14 protein-coding genes and 2 pseudogenes are annotated in these 15,304 nt (G+C 70.7%); 10 read left to right on the forward strand and 6 right to left on the reverse strand.

Annotation, left to right across the window (positions count from 1 at the left end; genetic code table 11):
* Positions 1-36: 36 nt before the first annotated feature.
* Positions 37-210: pseudogene (locus tag ACZ5VQ_RS02160) on the forward strand (XdhC family protein); the annotation flags it as partial.
* Between the two features lie 61 nt (positions 211-271).
* Here ACZ5VQ_RS02160 and ACZ5VQ_RS02165 read toward each other — a convergent pair.
* From ACZ5VQ_RS02165 to ACZ5VQ_RS02180, 4 genes and pseudogenes are all read right to left on the reverse strand, one after another.
* Positions 272-361: pseudogene (locus ACZ5VQ_RS02165) on the reverse strand (DUF2255 family protein); the annotation flags it as partial.
* A gap of 183 nt (positions 362-544) precedes the next feature.
* On the reverse strand, positions 545-1,588 hold the full coding sequence (locus ACZ5VQ_RS02170; protein ID WP_469103237.1) for an NAD(P)-dependent alcohol dehydrogenase: 1,044 nt from the start codon (positions 1,586-1,588) through the stop codon (positions 545-547).
* Between the two features lie 70 nt (positions 1,589-1,658).
* Positions 1,659-2,042 (reverse strand): DUF2255 family protein, encoded by a 384-nt coding sequence (locus ACZ5VQ_RS02175; protein WP_469103238.1) that lies wholly within the window; start codon positions 2,040-2,042, stop codon positions 1,659-1,661.
* Positions 2,039-3,439 carry an MFS transporter gene (locus ACZ5VQ_RS02180; RefSeq protein ID WP_469103239.1) on the reverse strand — a complete coding sequence of 467 codons (1,401 nt, stop codon included), beginning with the start codon at positions 3,437-3,439 and terminating at the stop codon, positions 2,039-2,041. Before ACZ5VQ_RS02180 ends, ACZ5VQ_RS02175 begins: the two co-directional genes overlap by 4 nt.
* A gap of 637 nt (positions 3,440-4,076) precedes the next feature.
* On the opposite strand from ACZ5VQ_RS02180, the gene ACZ5VQ_RS02185 reads away from it, so the two are divergent.
* From ACZ5VQ_RS02185 to ACZ5VQ_RS02200, 4 genes are all read left to right on the forward strand, one after another.
* Positions 4,077-4,202, forward strand: coding sequence for a hypothetical protein (locus ACZ5VQ_RS02185; protein WP_469103582.1), 126 nt, complete (start codon positions 4,077-4,079; stop codon positions 4,200-4,202).
* Positions 4,203-4,782: 580 nt separating this feature from the next.
* Positions 4,783-5,196: a (R)-mandelonitrile lyase gene (locus ACZ5VQ_RS02190; RefSeq protein WP_469103240.1), complete on the forward strand. Its 414-nt coding sequence runs from the start codon at positions 4,783-4,785 to the stop codon at positions 5,194-5,196.
* A gap of 21 nt (positions 5,197-5,217) precedes the next feature.
* Positions 5,218-6,252 carry a zinc-dependent alcohol dehydrogenase family protein gene (locus ACZ5VQ_RS02195; RefSeq protein WP_469103241.1) on the forward strand — a complete coding sequence of 345 codons (1,035 nt, stop codon included), beginning with the start codon at positions 5,218-5,220 and terminating at the stop codon, positions 6,250-6,252.
* A gap of 17 nt (positions 6,253-6,269) precedes the next feature.
* A complete protein-coding gene (locus tag ACZ5VQ_RS02200) occupies positions 6,270-7,100 on the forward strand; it encodes an SDR family oxidoreductase (RefSeq protein WP_469103242.1) in 831 nt (276 codons plus the stop codon).
* 31 nt (positions 7,101-7,131) lie between these two features.
* Here ACZ5VQ_RS02200 and ACZ5VQ_RS02205 read toward each other — a convergent pair whose 3' ends face one another.
* Positions 7,132-8,055 carry a helix-turn-helix transcriptional regulator gene (locus ACZ5VQ_RS02205; protein WP_469103243.1) on the reverse strand — a complete coding sequence of 308 codons (924 nt, stop codon included), beginning with the start codon at positions 8,053-8,055 and terminating at the stop codon, positions 7,132-7,134.
* 613 nt (positions 8,056-8,668) lie between these two features.
* On the opposite strand from ACZ5VQ_RS02205, the gene ACZ5VQ_RS02210 reads away from it, so the two are divergent.
* Positions 8,669-10,207, forward strand: a complete 1,539-nt coding sequence (locus tag ACZ5VQ_RS02210; RefSeq protein ID WP_469103244.1) for a glycoside hydrolase family 43 protein — start codon at positions 8,669-8,671, stop codon at positions 10,205-10,207.
* A gap of 89 nt (positions 10,208-10,296) precedes the next feature.
* Here the strand turns inward: ACZ5VQ_RS02210 and ACZ5VQ_RS02215 are convergent, their stop codons facing one another.
* Positions 10,297-11,295, reverse strand: coding sequence for an aldo/keto reductase (locus ACZ5VQ_RS02215; protein ID WP_469103245.1), 999 nt, complete (start codon positions 11,293-11,295; stop codon positions 10,297-10,299).
* Between the two features lie 127 nt (positions 11,296-11,422).
* Here ACZ5VQ_RS02215 and ACZ5VQ_RS02220 point away from each other — a divergent pair, with 127 nt between their 5' ends.
* From ACZ5VQ_RS02220 to ACZ5VQ_RS02235, 4 genes are all read left to right on the forward strand, one after another.
* Positions 11,423-12,283, forward strand: coding sequence for a helix-turn-helix transcriptional regulator (locus ACZ5VQ_RS02220; RefSeq protein ID WP_469103246.1), 861 nt, complete (start codon positions 11,423-11,425; stop codon positions 12,281-12,283).
* Positions 12,284-12,584: 301 nt separating this feature from the next.
* The gene (locus ACZ5VQ_RS02225; protein WP_469103247.1) at positions 12,585-13,481 is read left to right on the forward strand and encodes a hypothetical protein; all 897 of its coding nucleotides are present in this window, start codon (positions 12,585-12,587) and stop codon (positions 13,479-13,481) included.
* A 186-nt stretch (positions 13,482-13,667) separates the two neighbouring features.
* Positions 13,668-14,570 (forward strand): TIGR03619 family F420-dependent LLM class oxidoreductase, encoded by a 903-nt coding sequence (locus tag ACZ5VQ_RS02230; RefSeq protein ID WP_469103248.1) that lies wholly within the window; start codon positions 13,668-13,670, stop codon positions 14,568-14,570.
* A 212-nt stretch (positions 14,571-14,782) separates the two neighbouring features.
* A complete protein-coding gene (locus ACZ5VQ_RS02235; RefSeq protein ID WP_469103249.1) occupies positions 14,783-15,253 on the forward strand; it encodes a hypothetical protein in 471 nt (156 codons plus the stop codon).
* Positions 15,254-15,304: the final 51 nt, after the last annotated feature.

A 15,304-nucleotide genomic window follows, 5' to 3' on the forward strand; every position in this document is an offset into this window, starting at 1 on the left:
GCCTGGAGCCTGCTGTTCCTTCCTGGAGACCCACCTGTGCTGAACATCGCGGAGACGCTGCACACCTGGTGCCGCGAGGCCTGCCCTTTCGCCCTCGCCACCGTCGTCCAGGTCAGCGGCAGTGCACCTCTGCCCGTCGGTACCGCGCTGGCCGTGGACGCCGACGGCAATGCCGTCGGCAGCATCTCGGGCGGCTGCGTCGAAGGCGCCGCCGCATGGTCGTCGAGCCCGCGGTGGCGCTCGTGATGCGCTCGATGGTGTTGGCGGAGTAGCGGCCGTACTTGGTGCGGTGGGCGGCGTCGACCGCGTCGTTGATCTCCCCGTCGACGTCCTCGAACGCCACGTCCTTCTCGACCCCGCCGGCCTTGAGACGGCCCTCGTGGCGGGCTCGGGTGCCGCGGAACCAGCAGGAACTCCCGCGGGGGCAAGAGGACCTTCAACGAGCATCAAGCCTGGTCACTGTTCTGTCGGCGGCACCCCGTACGAGGGCTCTCGGGGGCGCGGCTCCTCGTACGGGGTGGTCTCAGGCGGACGCGGCCGTGGGTCAGGCCAACGTCGAGGTGTCGATCACGAAGCGGTAGCGCACGTCGGAGGCGAGGACACGCTCATAGGCCTCGTTGATCTTGTCGGCCGGGATGACCTCGATCTCGGAGCCGATGCCGTGCTCGGCGCAGAAATCGAGCATCTCCTGCGTCTCGCGGATGCCGCCGATCAGCGAACCGGCGTACGACCGGCCGCGCATGATCAGCGAGAACACGTTGAGCGACAGCGGCTCGGCGGGGGCGCCGACGTTGACCAGGGCGCCGTTCACGGCCAGCAGGCCGAGGTAGGCGTCGAGGTCGAGTTTCGCGCTGACCGTGTTGATGATGAGGTCGAAGGTGCCGGCCAGTTGCTCGAAGGTGGCCGGGTCGCTGGTGGCGTGGTAGTGGTCGGCGCCCAGGCGCAGGCCGTCGTCCATCTTCTTCAGCGACTGCGACAGCACGGTGACCTCGGCGCCCATCGCATGCGCGAGCTTCACGGCCACATGGCCCAGTCCGCCGAGACCGATGACAGCGACCTTCCTGCCCGGACCCGCACCCCAGCGGCGCAGCGGGGAGTACGTCGTGATGCCCGCGCACAGCAGCGGGGCCGCCGCGTCGAGGTCGATGCCCTCCGGGATGCGGACGACGAAGTCCTCGGTGACGACGACGTGGGTGGAGTACCCGCCCTGGGTGATCGTGCCGTCCTCGTCGATGCCGCCGTAGGTGAGGGTGTTGCCGTTCAGGCAGTACTGCTCCTCGCCCTTCAGGCACGACTCGCACTCGCGGCAGGACTCCACCAGGCAGCCGACACCGACCCGGTCGCCGACGGCGAACCTGCCGACCTCGGAGCCGACGTCGGTGACGATGCCGGCGATCTCGTGGCCGGGCACGATCGGATAGACCTGCTCGCCCCACTCGCTGCGGGCGTGGCTGATGTCGGAGTGACAGATACCGCAGTACTTGATCTCGATGAGGACGTCGTGCGGGCCGACGTCACGACGTTCGACGGTGGTCGGCGCGAGAGGTTCGGCAGCGGCCGTGGCGGAGTACGCGTTGACGGTGAGCATGGCTTCTCCGATCTGGTGGTTCTGGTGGAGCTGCTGTAGCTCGTAGGGGGGTTGGGTCGGCGGAGTTCGGTCAGCGCGGTTCGAGCCGCATCGTGGTGGAGCTCGCCTCGGGGCTGGTGATGGCCTTGACGATGTACGCGGCGTAGTGCCCGTACTTGGTCCGGTACGCGGTGTCCACGGCGTCGTTGACCTCGTCGCCGGTGTCGATGATCATGACGTCCTTCTCGACCCCGCCCGCCTGGATACGGCCTTCCTGGCGGGCCCGGGTGCCGCGGTACCAGTCGGAGCCGGGGCCGTTGACGGAACGGACGTAGATGCCGTCGCCGACGCGGACCATCCAGATCGTCCGCCGACCGCCCAGCTCGCCGCTGCGCCGCACGGAGGCGATCGCCAGTTCCTCCGCGTGTTCGATGCTGTCGAGTTCCTGGCTCGTCCAGGCCGAGGTCGAGGTCATGAGGTCTTCCCCTTGAGGAGTAGGGATGCCGCCGCGGTGAGGGCCACGAGCAGCGCGGCGATCAGGAGGCTGGTGCGCAGCCCGTGCAGGAAGTGCGCGTGGTTCGAGACCAGGGCGCCGAAGACGGCCACGGACAGGGCGCCACCGAGCTGGCGGGAGGCGTTGAGGACACCGCTCGCGGTGCCGGCCCGCTGAGCGGGGACGCGGTCGAGGAGCAGTGAGGTCACCGCCGGTACGGCGAGGCCGCCGCCGGTTCCGACCGGGATCATCAGCAGGACCAGCAGCCAGGCGGGCGCCGAGGCCGTCGGAACGCAGAGTGCCACCAGGCCGGTGGCCATCAGGAGTTGCCCGGTGATGATCGGCATCCGCGGCCCGAACCTCGCGGCGAGCCGGGCCGCCGTCGGGCTGACGACCGCGGTCAGCAGCGTCATCGGCAGGAACGCCAGCCCGGTGGCCATCGGCGACAGACCCTGCTCCTGCTGGAGGTACAGGCCGAGCAGGAAGATCATGCCGTAGAAGCCGACGTTGAGCGCGAAACCCACGGTCGCCGAGAGCGCCATCGTCCGGGCGCGCAGGAGTTCCAGCGGCACCATCGGGTTCCGGCCGCGTGCCTGGGACGTCAGGAAGACCACCGCCGCCGCCACGGCCACCGCGAGCGCGAGCAGCACGCGCGGCGCGCCGATGCCCACGGCACCGGCCTCGATCGCGGCATACGTCAGGCCGCCCATCGCCGCGACCGCGGCGATCTGGCCGATCCAGTCGAACGGAGCGTCGCCCTGGCGGGGCGAACGCGCGGTCCGGGTGAGCAGGAACAGTGCCAGCAAACCCACCGGCAGATTGACGAAGAAGATCATCCGCCAGCTGAGCTCACTGAGCACACCGCCCAGCACCGGTCCTGCCGCGGCGCCCACCGAACCGCCCATCGCCCAGATCGAGATGGCCCGGGCACGCCGGGTGGGGTCGGGGAACGCCTCGCGGATCAGCGCCAGCGACGCCGGCACGATCACCGCGGCGCCTGCACCCTGCACCAGTCGGGCCACGACGAGCACACCCAGGTTCGGTGCGAAACCGCAGGCCGCCGAGGCGACGGTGAACACCACGAGCCCCGCCCCGAACGCCTGCCGCGCACCGATCCGATCGGTCACCGACCCGGCCGACAGCAGCAGCGCGGCGAACATCAGCGTGTAGCCGTCCACCACCCACTGCAGGCCCGTCATGCCGCCGCCGAAGCCACGCCCGATCTCCGGCAGGGCGACGTTGACGATCAGGGCGTCGAGTGTCATCACGAAGAAGCCGAGCAGAGCGGCCGCCAGCGCCCAACGGGCACCGTTCGCGGTGCCGCGTCGGCCGCCGGCGGTATCGGCGGACGACCTGTCCGACACGACAGAACTGGACACGGGTGGTTCTCCTGTAGAACGAAACGGGATGGATTCCCTGCGCGGAGGGTGTTCCTCGACCGACACCCAGCCTGCGCGCCGGGCCCGTCCCGTGGCAGGCCGAGCTGTGCAGGGGAGCGCTGTTCGGGGGTGTGGCAGGGCCCCTCACAGTGCGTGCCCACAGCTCATGGATCCGGTACGCCCGACCTGCCACTGAGCACATGGCACGTGAGCAGCGCAACGGCAGCGACGGCACGGAACTGGGGCGTTTCCTACGCGCCCACCGCACCCGGTGACCCCCGAGGCGGCCGGTCTCCCTCCGGCCACGGCCTGCGTCGTACCCCGGGGCTGCGCCGCGAGGAGCTGGGCCCTCGCCGACGTGAGCATCGACTACTGCACGCGCATTGAACGCGGCAAGGAGTCCCGCCCGAGCCCGTCCGTCATCGACGCGCCGGCCCGGGTCCTCCCGCTGGACGAGCGCGCTGGACGAGCGCGAGCACGCGCACTTGCGGGACCTCGCCGTGTGCGCCGCCCGCACCACCGCCCCGGCGCTCGCGGCTGCGCCCACTTCGTCAGTAGGGCCCGGAATCGAGTTCCTGTTGGAAAGCCTGCGGCCCAACCCCGCGGTCGTGGTGAGCCGCACGATGGACCTGCTCGCGTGGAACCCGAGCGGGCAATGGTCCTGCTCGACATGCTGGGGCAGGAGCAGGTCGCCAAGGGGGCACAGACACACGACGACCCGTTGGTGGCTGTGGAGGACCAGACCACTCCTCCCCCGTCCTGACCGCCCCTGTCTGTCAACCGGCCGACCGCGGTCCTGCCGGCCGGCTGCCGCCGTGGATCGATCCCGACGCGCCCGACCTGGCCCCGCCGGCCGGCGAACTCCTCCGCTACCGGGGCATTCAGCCGGAGGGTTCGCCCGGCCGTCGCCTGGTCACGTACTACGCCGAGCCAGGTGCCCCCGACCTCGACGCGATCCTCGACCTCGACCTCGACCTCGACCTCGACATGACCTCGCCCAAGGCGTCCTCCCATTCCCATGGTGCGCCGCGACAGATCAGAACGTCGGCCGCCGCGGTGGAACTCCAGACGCCGAGCGTGCAGAGACGGTGTGCGCGGTGCGGAGGGGGGCCCTGCTGTTCCCCCGCACACGGCTCCCCCGAACAGCTCGACCTGCCACACGCGTGCGGCAAGCGGAATGCTGGACAACAGACTGACCGGAGAAGGGCCGACCGGCCGCCACCCTCCACAGCGGCTTCGGTTCCGAATGGCCCAGCGCCCTGGACACCAGCACCTCACTCAAGGCCGGCCATCGTCGAAGTGACGCCTCGGCCCGACCGGCCCTCGATTCACGGAACGGCACCATGGAACTCCTCAAGAAGCAGCCCACCGTCAAAGCTCCCGCCGACTGGTTCACCGGCGACGTCTGGTTCGACGTCATTCTCGCCGGCCAGGAACCGTCCCGGATTCGTGCCAACCTGGTGCGGTTCGCACCCTGCGCCCGCACCGACTGGCACTCCCACGCGCTCGGTCAGACCCTGCACATCGTCTCCGGTGTCGCTCTGATCGGCACCCGTGACGGCACCGTGATCGAGGCTCAGCCGGGCGACACCGTCCACACCCCGCCCGGCGAGGAGCACTGGCATGGTGCCGTTCCCGAGCACTTCATGGAACATCTCGCTCTGTGGGAGGGCGTCGGTGACGGAAGCCCGGAGACGACCTGGCTGGAGAAGGTCGACGACGCGGTGTACAACGCGCCGCGCAGCAGCACCCGCTGAACCACCTGAAGGAGAAGGACCGTGCGAGCAACACTCATGTACGGAGCAGGGGACGTCCGGGTCGAGGACGTTCCGGACCCGAAGATCCAGCAGCCCACCGACGCCATCGTCCGCGTGACCCGCGCCTGTGTCTGTGGCAGTGACCTGTGGCCCTACGGCTCTCTGCCCGCCTCGGAGCAGGGGCAGCGGATGGGTCATGAGTTCCTGGGCGTGGTGGAGGAACTCGGCGCGCAGGTGTCCGGGCTCAAGCGCGGTGATCTGGTGGTTGCCCCGTTCGTCTGGTCCGACAACACGTGCACCTTCTGTGCCGAGGGACTGCACACGTCGTGCTGGCACGGCGGTACCTGGGGGCGTGAGGGCATCGACGGCGGTCAGGGCGAGGCGGTACGCGTCCCGCAGGCCCAGGGCACACTGGTCGGGCTGCCGGTGGCCGAGGACTCGGCCCTGCTGCCATCCCTGCTCACCCTGTCCGACGTGTTCTGCACCGGCCACCACAGTGCGGTCACCGCCGGGGTCAACCCCCGTACGACGGTCACGGTCGTCGGCGACGGAGCCGTCGGCCTGTCCGCCGTGCTGGCCGCCAGGCGGCTCGGTGCGGAGCGGATCATCCTGATGGGCCGACACCAGGACCGCACCGGCCTGGGCCGTGACTTCGGCGCCACCGACGTCGTCGCCGAGCGCGGCGAGGAGGGCATCGAGCGCGTACGGGACCTGACCGGCGGCGACGGCACCCACACCGTCCTGGAATGTGTCGGCACCCTGCCCGCCCTGCAGATGTCCATCGGCGCGGTCCGCGCGGGCGGCACCATCAGCCGCGTCGGCGCACCCCAGTACCCCGAAGTTCCTCTCGGCTTCCCGGAGTTCATGAACAACATCACTCTTACCGGCGGGGTCGCCCCGGCCCGCGCCTACATCGAGGAACTCCTCCCCGACGTCCTGGAGGGCCGCATCGAACCCGGCCGCGTCTTCGACCGTACCGTCGGCCTGGACGACGTCCCCGACGGCTACCGCGCGATGGCCGACCGGGAAGCACTGAAGGTGATGGTCACCCCGTGACAGCGAAGGATCCTGGCATGAGCACAGAAATCGCTGTCATCATCGGCGCAGGCAGCATCGGCCGCGCGATCGCCCGCCGTGTGGGCACCGGCCGCCTCCTGCTTCTGGCCGACCAGAACGACAAGGCACTCGCCGAGGCCGCCGAGCACCTGGGCGACCAGGGCTACGAAGTGACCACCCAGATCACCGACGTGTCCGACCGCGACGCGGTCGAGGCCCTGGCCGGCACGGCGGCCGAGCTGGGTCCGGTGACCAGGGTGGTGCACAACGCCGGTGTCTCACCCACCCAGGCGAGTACGGAGCGGGTCCTGCATGTCGACCTGCTGGGCACGGCGCTGGTCCTGGACGCGTTCGCCCGCGTGATCGCCGCCGGCCGAGCAGGCATCGTGGTCGCCAGCATGGCCGGACACCGGGAAAGTCCGTACGCGCCCGAGATCGAGCACGCGCTGGGGACCACCGAGACCTCGCGACTGCTCGCGCTACCGTTCCTCCAGCCCGACCAGGTGGGTTCTTCCGTCCACGCCTACGCGCTCTCCAAGCGGGCCAATGTACTGCGGGTGCAGACTGCCGCCGCCGCGTGGGGCAAGCGCGGAGCACGGGTCAACGCCGTCAGCCCCGGAGTGATCATCACTCCGCTGGCCAAGGACGAGCTCTCGGGCCCTCGCGCCGAGTGGTTCCAACACGTGCGCGAGGTGTCGGCCGCCGGGCGGTTCGGCACGCCGGACGAGGTCGCGGAGGCAGCGGCCTTCCTTCTCGGAGAACACGCCGGGTTCATCACCGGCACCGATCTGCTGATGGACGGCGGGGTGACCGCGGCCCTGCGCGCCGGGGAGCTGACGGCATCCTGACCGCTGCCACCGAGCCGTCCCGACGGCCCCGTCAGGCGCGCCGGTCCGCGGCCGGCAGGTGGTCCGGTGCCGCCGGCCGCGGCCGGTCCATGTCGAGGAGCACCAGCACGTCGTACTCGGAGGTGCCCGGCTCCGCGTGGTAGAAGATCACGCGATGGCCGCCGGTGCCGTCGAGGTCCATGGCCTGGAAGCCGAGCGTGAAGACGCCGAACTCGGGATGGTGGAAGGTCTTGCGGCCGGTGGTGTGGCCCTGGATGTCGTACTGCTCCCACAGGCGGGCAAAGTCCGGACTCCCGTCGCGCAGTTCGTCGATGAGCGGAGCAAGGCCCGCGGCGTCGGGCTCGGTACCGGCCAGTGCACGCAGCCGGGCCACGCAGCCGCGGATCTGGTTCTCCCAGTCGTCCCGGTACAGGGCGCGGGCGGCGGGGTGCAGGGCCAGCCACCGTACGATGTTGCGCTGCCCGGCAGGGATGTCGGTCATGCCGGGCAGCAGGCGCAGGCCGCCGGGGGTGGCGGCCAGCAGCTCGTAGGTCCGGCTGACGACGTGGGCGGGGCTGGGGCGCAGCGACTCCAGGAGCAGTGTGACGCCCCGGTCCACGACCGGACGCTCTCCGGCCGGACCCGGTCCCCCGGTTCCGCCGCCGCGGGCCGAGAGAGCGGCCAGGCCGCGCAGGTACTCGCGCTCCGCCTCGTCCAGACACAGCGCCGACGCGAGCGCCTCGACGACGGACGCACTGGGACGGTTCTCCTTGCCGCGTTCGAGCCGGGTGTAGTAGTCGATGCTCACTCCTGCCAGGGTCGCGATCTCCTCACGGCGCAACCCGGGCGTACGACGCAGGCCGGGGCCGGCGGGCAGGCCGACGTCGGCCGGCGTCACCCGGGTTCGGCGCGCGCGCAGGAAGGAGCCCAGCTCACTGCCGTCACCCTGGCCACCGGTCTGCCGCGTGTGCTCCATTTCTCCAGTGTGGCACCCCAGTGAACTGCATATTCTGCCGCGAGCGGTCGGTGCCCCTCTGCCGCCACCGACCGAGACCCCCTGAACCAGCACCCGACGTGACAAGGAGACCGCGGACACTTCTCGTCGAAGCGCTTCAACTCTTGGGAGATGCTAACTACGGACAACGTTACCCACAACAGGTCGAGTGGAGGCTCGTCATGCTCCAGCATCAGCCCCATCAGACCTCATCACCGACCTGTTGACATGACGCAGGCCTGCGTGCGAGCTTCGAAGCGCTTCGACAAGTCAGCCTTGCAGTCGGTCTCTGTACCGCCTCGCCCTGTCTCCACCAGCCGTCGCCGATCGCCGCACGACCTAGGGGTTTGCCTACTGTGAGTCCCGCTTCCGCGCCGGTACCGAGCTCCGGCGACAACCGCAGCCGGACCACGGCCCGCCGTCGGCCTCGCGCACCAACTCCCGGACACCCACGGCCTGTACCTGGTGCTCACCGGCGAACTCCGGTCGGCAACCGTCGAGTTCGGGGCCCGTGGCCCATCTGTCCGACCCCTTGACCCCGTGCGGATGTTCCCCACGGAACGCGCTTCCCCCGACCACACCCCTCAGGACGGACATGGCGTTCTTCGACAATCCCGTAATACCCGGCTTCAGCCCGGACCCGAGCATCTGCCGGGCCGGCGACGACTACTACGTGGCGACGTCCAGCTTCGAGTACGTACCGGGCGTGCCGATCTGGCACAGCCGTGACCTGGTGCACTGGCGGCTGATCGGGCACGCCCTGGACCGGCCCTCTCAGCTGGCGCTGCCCGACACGGCCCCGTCCTCCACTGGGGTGTACGCGCCCACTCTGCGGCACCACGACGGCCGGTTCTGGCTGATCACAACCGTGGTCGCCGGGGCGGGCAACGTCCTGGTGACCGCCGAGGATCCCGCGGGACCGTGGTCGGACCCGGTGCGGGTCGGCGTACCGGGTATCGACCCCGACCTGGCCTGGGACGAGGACGGGACCTGCTGGTGCGTGTTCTCCTCGGGCGGGATCCGTGGAGTCCGCATCGACCCGAAGTCCGGCGAACTGCTCGGCGAGCCGGTGCCGATGTGGTCGGGCAGCGGACTGCAGTATCCCGAGGGTCCACACCTGTACCAGGTCGGCAGCTGGTGGTATCTGCTGCTGTCGGAGGGTGGCACCGAACGCGGGCACGCGCTCTCGGTGGCCAGGGCCCGTACTCTGCCCGGGCCGTTCGAACCACACCCGGCCAACCCCGTGCTGTCCCACCGCAGTACCAACCATCCGGTGCAGAACACCGGCCACGGCGACTTGGTACAGGCGCACGACGGCACGTGGTGGATGGTTCTGCTGGGCACCAGGCCCCGTGGCGACACACCGATGTACCACGGCATGGGCCGGGAGACGTTCCTGGCACCGGTCCGGTGGGAGGACGAGTGGCCGCTGCCCGGGCCACTGGAGCTGCGCGCGTCGGCCCCGGCGCTGCCACCGTATCCCTGGCCGCAGGAGCCGGGTCGGGACGACTTCGACTCCCCCGCGCTCGCTCCGTGCTGGGTGTCGCTTCGCCGGAGTGATCCGGAAGCCGTTCGTCTGGACGAGCGGCCGGGCCACCTGGTGCTCCACGCCCGCGCGGACAGCCTGGACAAGCCCGGCGCGCTCTTCGTCGGACGACGGCAGCACGACGCCGACTGCACCGCGCGCACGCTGGTCGACGTCGCCGAAGGGGGCTTGGGCGGACTCGCCGTACGGCTGGACGAGGCGCACCACTACGAGGTGGAGGCGGGCGACGGCATGATCCGTGCGATCGCCAGGATCGGCCCGCTGCGCCACTCCATCGCCGAGCGGACCGTACCGTCCGGGCTCGTGACCCTGCGGATCGACGTCACGACCTCCGACGTCCTGCCGCCCACGGTCACGAGCCGGGGCACGGAAGCAGACGCGACTCCCCCGCCCGGCCTCAGAGCCGGCGGTCCCGACACCCTCCGCCTGGGCTACGAGACGGGCAGCGGGGAGTTCGAGATCCTCGCCGAACTCGACGGCCGCTACCTCACCACCGAGGTCGCCGGTGGCTTCACCGGTCGTGTCTTCGGCATGTACGCCACGCGGGGCAGCGCGGCCTTCGACTGGTTCGAGTTGCGGGCCACCTGACCTGGATCCACGCGTAGGCGTGGCGGGGTCGCTGGTTCCGGATCGAGGTCCGTTACAGACCCCTTCGGAGTGCTGACGGGTATGCGGACTCAGTTCCCCACGCCCAGACCGGCCATGAACGCGGACGGGTACCGGTCGCCGCGTGCCGCGCCCGGCGGCACCACCTTCTCGATCTCGGCGAGTCCGTCCGCGGTGAGGTTCACCTCCAGCGCGGGCAGCGCCTCGGCCAGACGCTCGCGGGTGCGGGCGCCGACCAGCGGCACGACGTCGTCGCCGCCCTGTGCGGCCACCCAGGCGATGGCCAGTTGGGCGACCGTGCACCCCTTCGCGTCGGCGACCCGGCGCAGTGCCTCCACGAGGGCGAGGTTGTGCTCCACGTTCCCGCTCGAGAACCGCGGGCTGAAGCCGCGGCCGTCACCGGGGCCGGCGGTGCGGTCGACGGACCAGTGCCCGGAGATGAGACCGCGGCCGAGGACGCCGTACGCGGTCAGGCCGATGCCGAGCTCCCGCAGCGTGGGCAGGATGTCCGCCTCCACCGCGCGGGACAGGAGGGAGTACTCGATCTGCAGGTCGGCGACCGGGTGGACGGCATGCGCCCGGCGGATCGTCGCGGCGTCGACCTCCGAGAGGCCGAGGTGCCGGACATGCCCGGCGTCGATCATCTCCTTGATCGCGCCCACCGTCTCCTCGATCGGTACCGCCGGGTCCAGCCGGGCGGGACGGTAGATGTCGATGTGGTCGGTGCCCAGCCGGGTCAACGAATAGGCCAGGAAGTTCTTCACCGCCTCGGGCCGGCCGTCCTGCCCGCCGAACTCGCGGCCCGGACCCCGCAACTGGCCGAACTTGACGCTCAGCTGGTAGCTGTCCCGGTCCCGGCCGTCCAGCGCCTCGGCGAGCAGCATCTCGTTGTGGCCCATGGCGTAGAAGTCACCGGTGTCGATCAGCGTCACGCCGGCCTCCAGCGCCGCGTGCACGGTGGCGATACTCTCCGTGCGGTCGGCCACGCCGTAAGCACCCGACATGCCCATCGCACCCAGGCCCAGCGCGGAAACGGCCGGGCCGGTGCTGCCCAGGGTTCGTGTCTGCATCGCGTTCTCCTTCGTCGTCGGTCTGTCAGCCACCCTGCGGCCGCGCCGCGACGCACGGGAGCGGAGCGTTCATCCTGGGAGAGCCGCTCCCTGGCTCGGCTCCCCCGCCGCGAGGGACGATGGGGCCATGGAACGTGAGCAGCTCGCCGACTTCCTGCGCCGCCGCCGCGAGGCGATCCGCCCGGCCGAGGTCGGCATCACCGACGGCCCACGCCGCCGCACCACCGGCCTGCGCCGCGAAGAGGTGGCCATGCTCGCCGGCATGTCGGTGGACTACGTCGTACGCCTCGAACAGGGCCGCAGCAGTCAGCCCTCGACCCAGCTGCTCGGCGCGCTGGCCCGGGCGCTGCGCCTCTCCGACGACGAGCGCGACCACCTGTTCCACCTGGCCGGCCACCGGCCCCCGCCCGCCGACGGAGTAGCCCGCCAGGCCCGCGCCGGCCTGATCCGCATGCTCGGCCTGCTCGGCGACACCCCGGCCCTGGTGCTGTCCGACCTGGGCGAGGTCCTCGCCCAGAACCGGACAGCCCTCCTGCTCATGGGCGACCTCACCGGCTTCTCCGGCGACCGGCGCTTCGTCGTGCATCGCTGGTTCACCGACCCCGCTGCCCGCGCCGTAGGCCCGCCCGAGGAGCAGGAACGCCACGCCCGCCAACTCGTGGCCGACCTGCGGGCGGCCGTCGGCCGCCGGACCGGAGACTCCACCGTCGCCGGGCTCGTCGACCGGTTGCAGGCCGCGAGCGCCGACTTCCGCCGACTGTGGGCCGAGCACGAGGTGGCGGTCCGGCGCGCCGACCGCAAGACGTTCCTGCACCCGCGCGTGGGCCGCCTGCCGATGGACTGCGAGACCCTGGTCACTCCCGACCAGGGCCAGCAACTGCTGGTACTCACCCCGGCGGACGCCGAGGCCCGCGAGCGGCTGGAGCTGCTGCGGGTGATCGGGAGCGAGGAATTCCCCACGGGGGCAACGGGCCCGACGGCACGGTGACGCGGCCGATCAAAGCGCAGCAGCTCGGTGGCGCAGGAACGCGGGACGCTCGGGACACCGCGGAGTCGTGAGCCGCGCAACTGCCCGCGCTGAAAATCGGACATGAATTCGCCACTTGTTGGGAAACTCCGACAAGTGCGTTGATCCGCCGTCGTGTTGGCGGCCGTCCGAGGAGAGTGCCCTGCCCATGAGCCAACCAGAGCTGTCGGGAGTGGCGTTGGCGGCCGCTGCGGCCGAACGGTGGCCATCAGGGGCACCCTCTGATGTCACGTCAAGCAAGTGAGGGAGCGGGGCCCGTGTCATGAGCACCGAGATGGGGTGGATCACCGCCGGCTGGCTGCTGGGGTTCACCGGGTTCAACTCGGCCCTGGGCGTGGCCTGGTGGAGGCGTACGCGCGCGGAGCGGCAGTTCGTGCGGGGCGCACGGAGGTCGGTCGTGGACCCGGTCCAGGCGGGGTGGTGGCTCGGCGCCTCGTGGAAGGGCGCGTCGGCCCAGCGGGAGAGATACGCCGCCGAGGTCGCCGTACGACTGCTCGTCCTGACCGGCCACGCACACGTCGACGAGACCGGCCGGATCAGCCTCGCGCCGGGGCAGCACAGTGCTCCGGAGGATCCGACCCCCGCCGCCCTCGCGGTCGGCCTGCGCCGCGACGAGGGCGTCACCGTCCACGAACTCCTCACCGAGCCGCGATTCGCACCGTTCCGCACGGCCCTGGAAGCACACCGTGCTCCCCTGCGCCGATGCTTCGGCGCCTACCGCGTCCCCGCGCTGCTCGCCGCCTTCGTGGTGTCGTTCGGGATGTCGATGAACGCGATGCTCCTGGGCAACGGATTCCCGGGCCTGCCCGACCAGGACCCCGGATGGTGGACGCTTCTGTGGATGGCACCCTGGGCCGGCTTGTCCCTCCTGGCGGCTGCTTGGCCGCCCGAAGCGTCCCGTCCCTGGCCCCGGTTCACCCGCCACTGCCGCGCCGCGCTCACGCGGGCACTGGCCGGCGAAAGCCCGGAGACCGGCTTCAGGGTCTCCAGAGGCGCGTACCCTCCGCCCACCCCGTCGACGTCCACTGCCGGTGCGAACGTCCGTCGGCCCCTGGACGAGTCCGCCGACCGTACAGGGCGTGGCGATCTCGCCGAACTCGCCCCCGACACGGCGGACTTGGATGTGGACCACGACAGCGGCTTCGTGGGAGGTGACTGACGCGGGGCGCGACACGCCGTCAGCGATCAATCGAGGTAGTTGCGCAATCAACTTCTGTACTCTCGGTGCGCATGACGGCCGTGGACGACCGTCCCGCGCTGCCAACTCCCTTACAGGGAACCGGTATGCGCTGGTCGCCCGAGGGGACGGCCGATGGTTGCCACGACTACTCAGCAAGGAACAGCCATGAAGATCGGTTTTGCGCTCCCGCAGTTCCACAAGCAGGCCTTAGGCATGGCCCGGACCGCGGAGTTCGCGCGCGAGGCGGAGAACGCGGGTGCCGCGAGCCTGTGGGTGGGCGACCGCAATCTGGCCGCCGTCAGTCCCAAGGTCGGCTACGGCGGGCAGGGCGACTCCATTCCGGCCGAACTCAACACGGCCGCCGACCCGTTCGTACTCCTCGCCATCGCCGCGAGCGCCACCGAGCGCGTACTGCTCGGAACGCATGTGCTCATAGCCCCGCTGTATCCGCCCGTCCAGCTGGCCAGGTCGCTCACCAGCATCGACGTGATCAGTGACGGCCGTCTGCTGCCCGGCTTCGGAATCGGCTGGTCGCCCGAGGAGTACGAGGCCGCGGGCTCCGACTTCACCCGGCGCGGCGCCCGGATGAACGAACTGCTCGACGCGCTCGACGCCATCTGGACCACCGACCCGGCCCAGTACAGCGGTGAGCTGATTTCGGTGCCCCTGCACCACTCCCCCCTCAAGCCCGCCCGGCGCCCCCGTCCGCCGTTCTACCTCGGCGCCATGTCCGAGCGCGCCCTGCGGCGGGTCGCCGAGCGCGGTGACGGCTGGCTGCCGCTGATCGTGGTGCCCAGCTACGTGGACATCGACGGGCTGGTGTTCCAGCGGACGGCCATCGACCAACTGGCCCGGGAGGCCGGTCGGGACCCGTCCGCGATCGATGCCGTCCTGCGGGTCAACATCGACGCGGGCACCACGACCCAGCAGGTCGCCGACACCATCAAGAGTGTCCACGAGCGCACCGGCATCGACCACTTCATGGTCGACTCCATGTACGCCGTCCACAGCGTCGACGAGTCCCTGGCCCTCGCCACCGAGCTGATCGCCCTGGTCGAGAAGGGCTGACGGCGCTGCGCCGATCCCCCTCTCGCAGCGGACGATCGGCCACATCGTGCAGTCGTCGAGGTTCGCCTGATCGCTGAAACCGAGCGTGGAACAGCGCGTCTCGCCCTTCTGCGCAATGTGCTTCTCGATTCCCGACCGGTTCGGCGCGGTTGCGCTACGCTCTCGGCGCTCCGCCCGGCCCGGGCGGGCAGGACACGACGACAGGGGGCGCGATGCGAGCCGGTACGGGGCTTCGGTCGCTGATACCGCTGCTGGTCTGCGGGGTCATCGCCGCGACCGCGGGCTGTGGAGGTTCCAGCGACGAACAGGGCGGCGAGTCCCTGGAGTTGGAGGCGAAGTGGCACGACAGGATCAGCGAGGCGGTGAGTGCGAAGCCCGACGGCTGCACGGCCGGCGTGGGCAGTGCCTGCGAGACCCATGCGGCGGCCGTGCACGCGATCACCGAGCGGTTGCACAAGGAGGTGGAGGCTCGTCCCGACAAGGACCGCTACCAGGCGACACTGGACGACACCACCGCCATCAACGAGCAATACGACCAGTACTTCACCCAGTTGTGCGCCACCGTGCCCGAGACCACGGTCGATGCCGCCACCACCCAGAAGTTCAACACCTGCTCCGGGCTCTACACCTCGATCATCACGGGCGCGGGCGACCTCCAGGACAACCTGCGCCCGTCCGGGTAGTCCAGGGCGGGCCGAGCCCAGGCCGGAAGCGGGACCACCACCTGCCTGCGA

The organism is Streptomyces sp. NPDC033178, from assembly GCF_055577685.1.

What these genes read in the sequence shown, in the direction of transcription:
- ACZ5VQ_RS02170 (WP_469103237.1), bottom strand. Translation starts at nt 1,588, where the DNA reads ATGCTCACCGTCAACGCGTACTCCGCCACGGCCGCTGCCGAACCTCTC.
- ACZ5VQ_RS02175 (WP_469103238.1), bottom strand. Translation starts at nt 2,042, where the DNA reads ATGACCTCGACCTCGGCCTGGACGAGCCAGGAACTCGACAGCATCGAA.
- ACZ5VQ_RS02190 (WP_469103240.1), top strand. Translation starts at nt 4,783, where the DNA reads ATGGAACTCCTCAAGAAGCAGCCCACCGTCAAAGCTCCCGCCGACTGG.
- ACZ5VQ_RS02200 (WP_469103242.1), top strand. Translation starts at nt 6,270, where the DNA reads ATGAGCACAGAAATCGCTGTCATCATCGGCGCAGGCAGCATCGGCCGC.
- ACZ5VQ_RS02205 (WP_469103243.1), bottom strand. Translation starts at nt 8,055, where the DNA reads ATGGAGCACACGCGGCAGACCGGTGGCCAGGGTGACGGCAGTGAGCTG.
- ACZ5VQ_RS02210 (WP_469103244.1), top strand. Translation starts at nt 8,669, where the DNA reads ATGGCGTTCTTCGACAATCCCGTAATACCCGGCTTCAGCCCGGACCCG.
- ACZ5VQ_RS02215 (WP_469103245.1), bottom strand. Translation starts at nt 11,295, where the DNA reads ATGCAGACACGAACCCTGGGCAGCACCGGCCCGGCCGTTTCCGCGCTG.
- ACZ5VQ_RS02220 (WP_469103246.1), top strand. Translation starts at nt 11,423, where the DNA reads ATGGAACGTGAGCAGCTCGCCGACTTCCTGCGCCGCCGCCGCGAGGCG.
- ACZ5VQ_RS02225 (WP_469103247.1), top strand. Translation starts at nt 12,585, where the DNA reads ATGAGCACCGAGATGGGGTGGATCACCGCCGGCTGGCTGCTGGGGTTC.
- ACZ5VQ_RS02230 (WP_469103248.1), top strand. Translation starts at nt 13,668, where the DNA reads ATGAAGATCGGTTTTGCGCTCCCGCAGTTCCACAAGCAGGCCTTAGGC.
- ACZ5VQ_RS02235 (WP_469103249.1), top strand. Translation starts at nt 14,783, where the DNA reads ATGCGAGCCGGTACGGGGCTTCGGTCGCTGATACCGCTGCTGGTCTGC.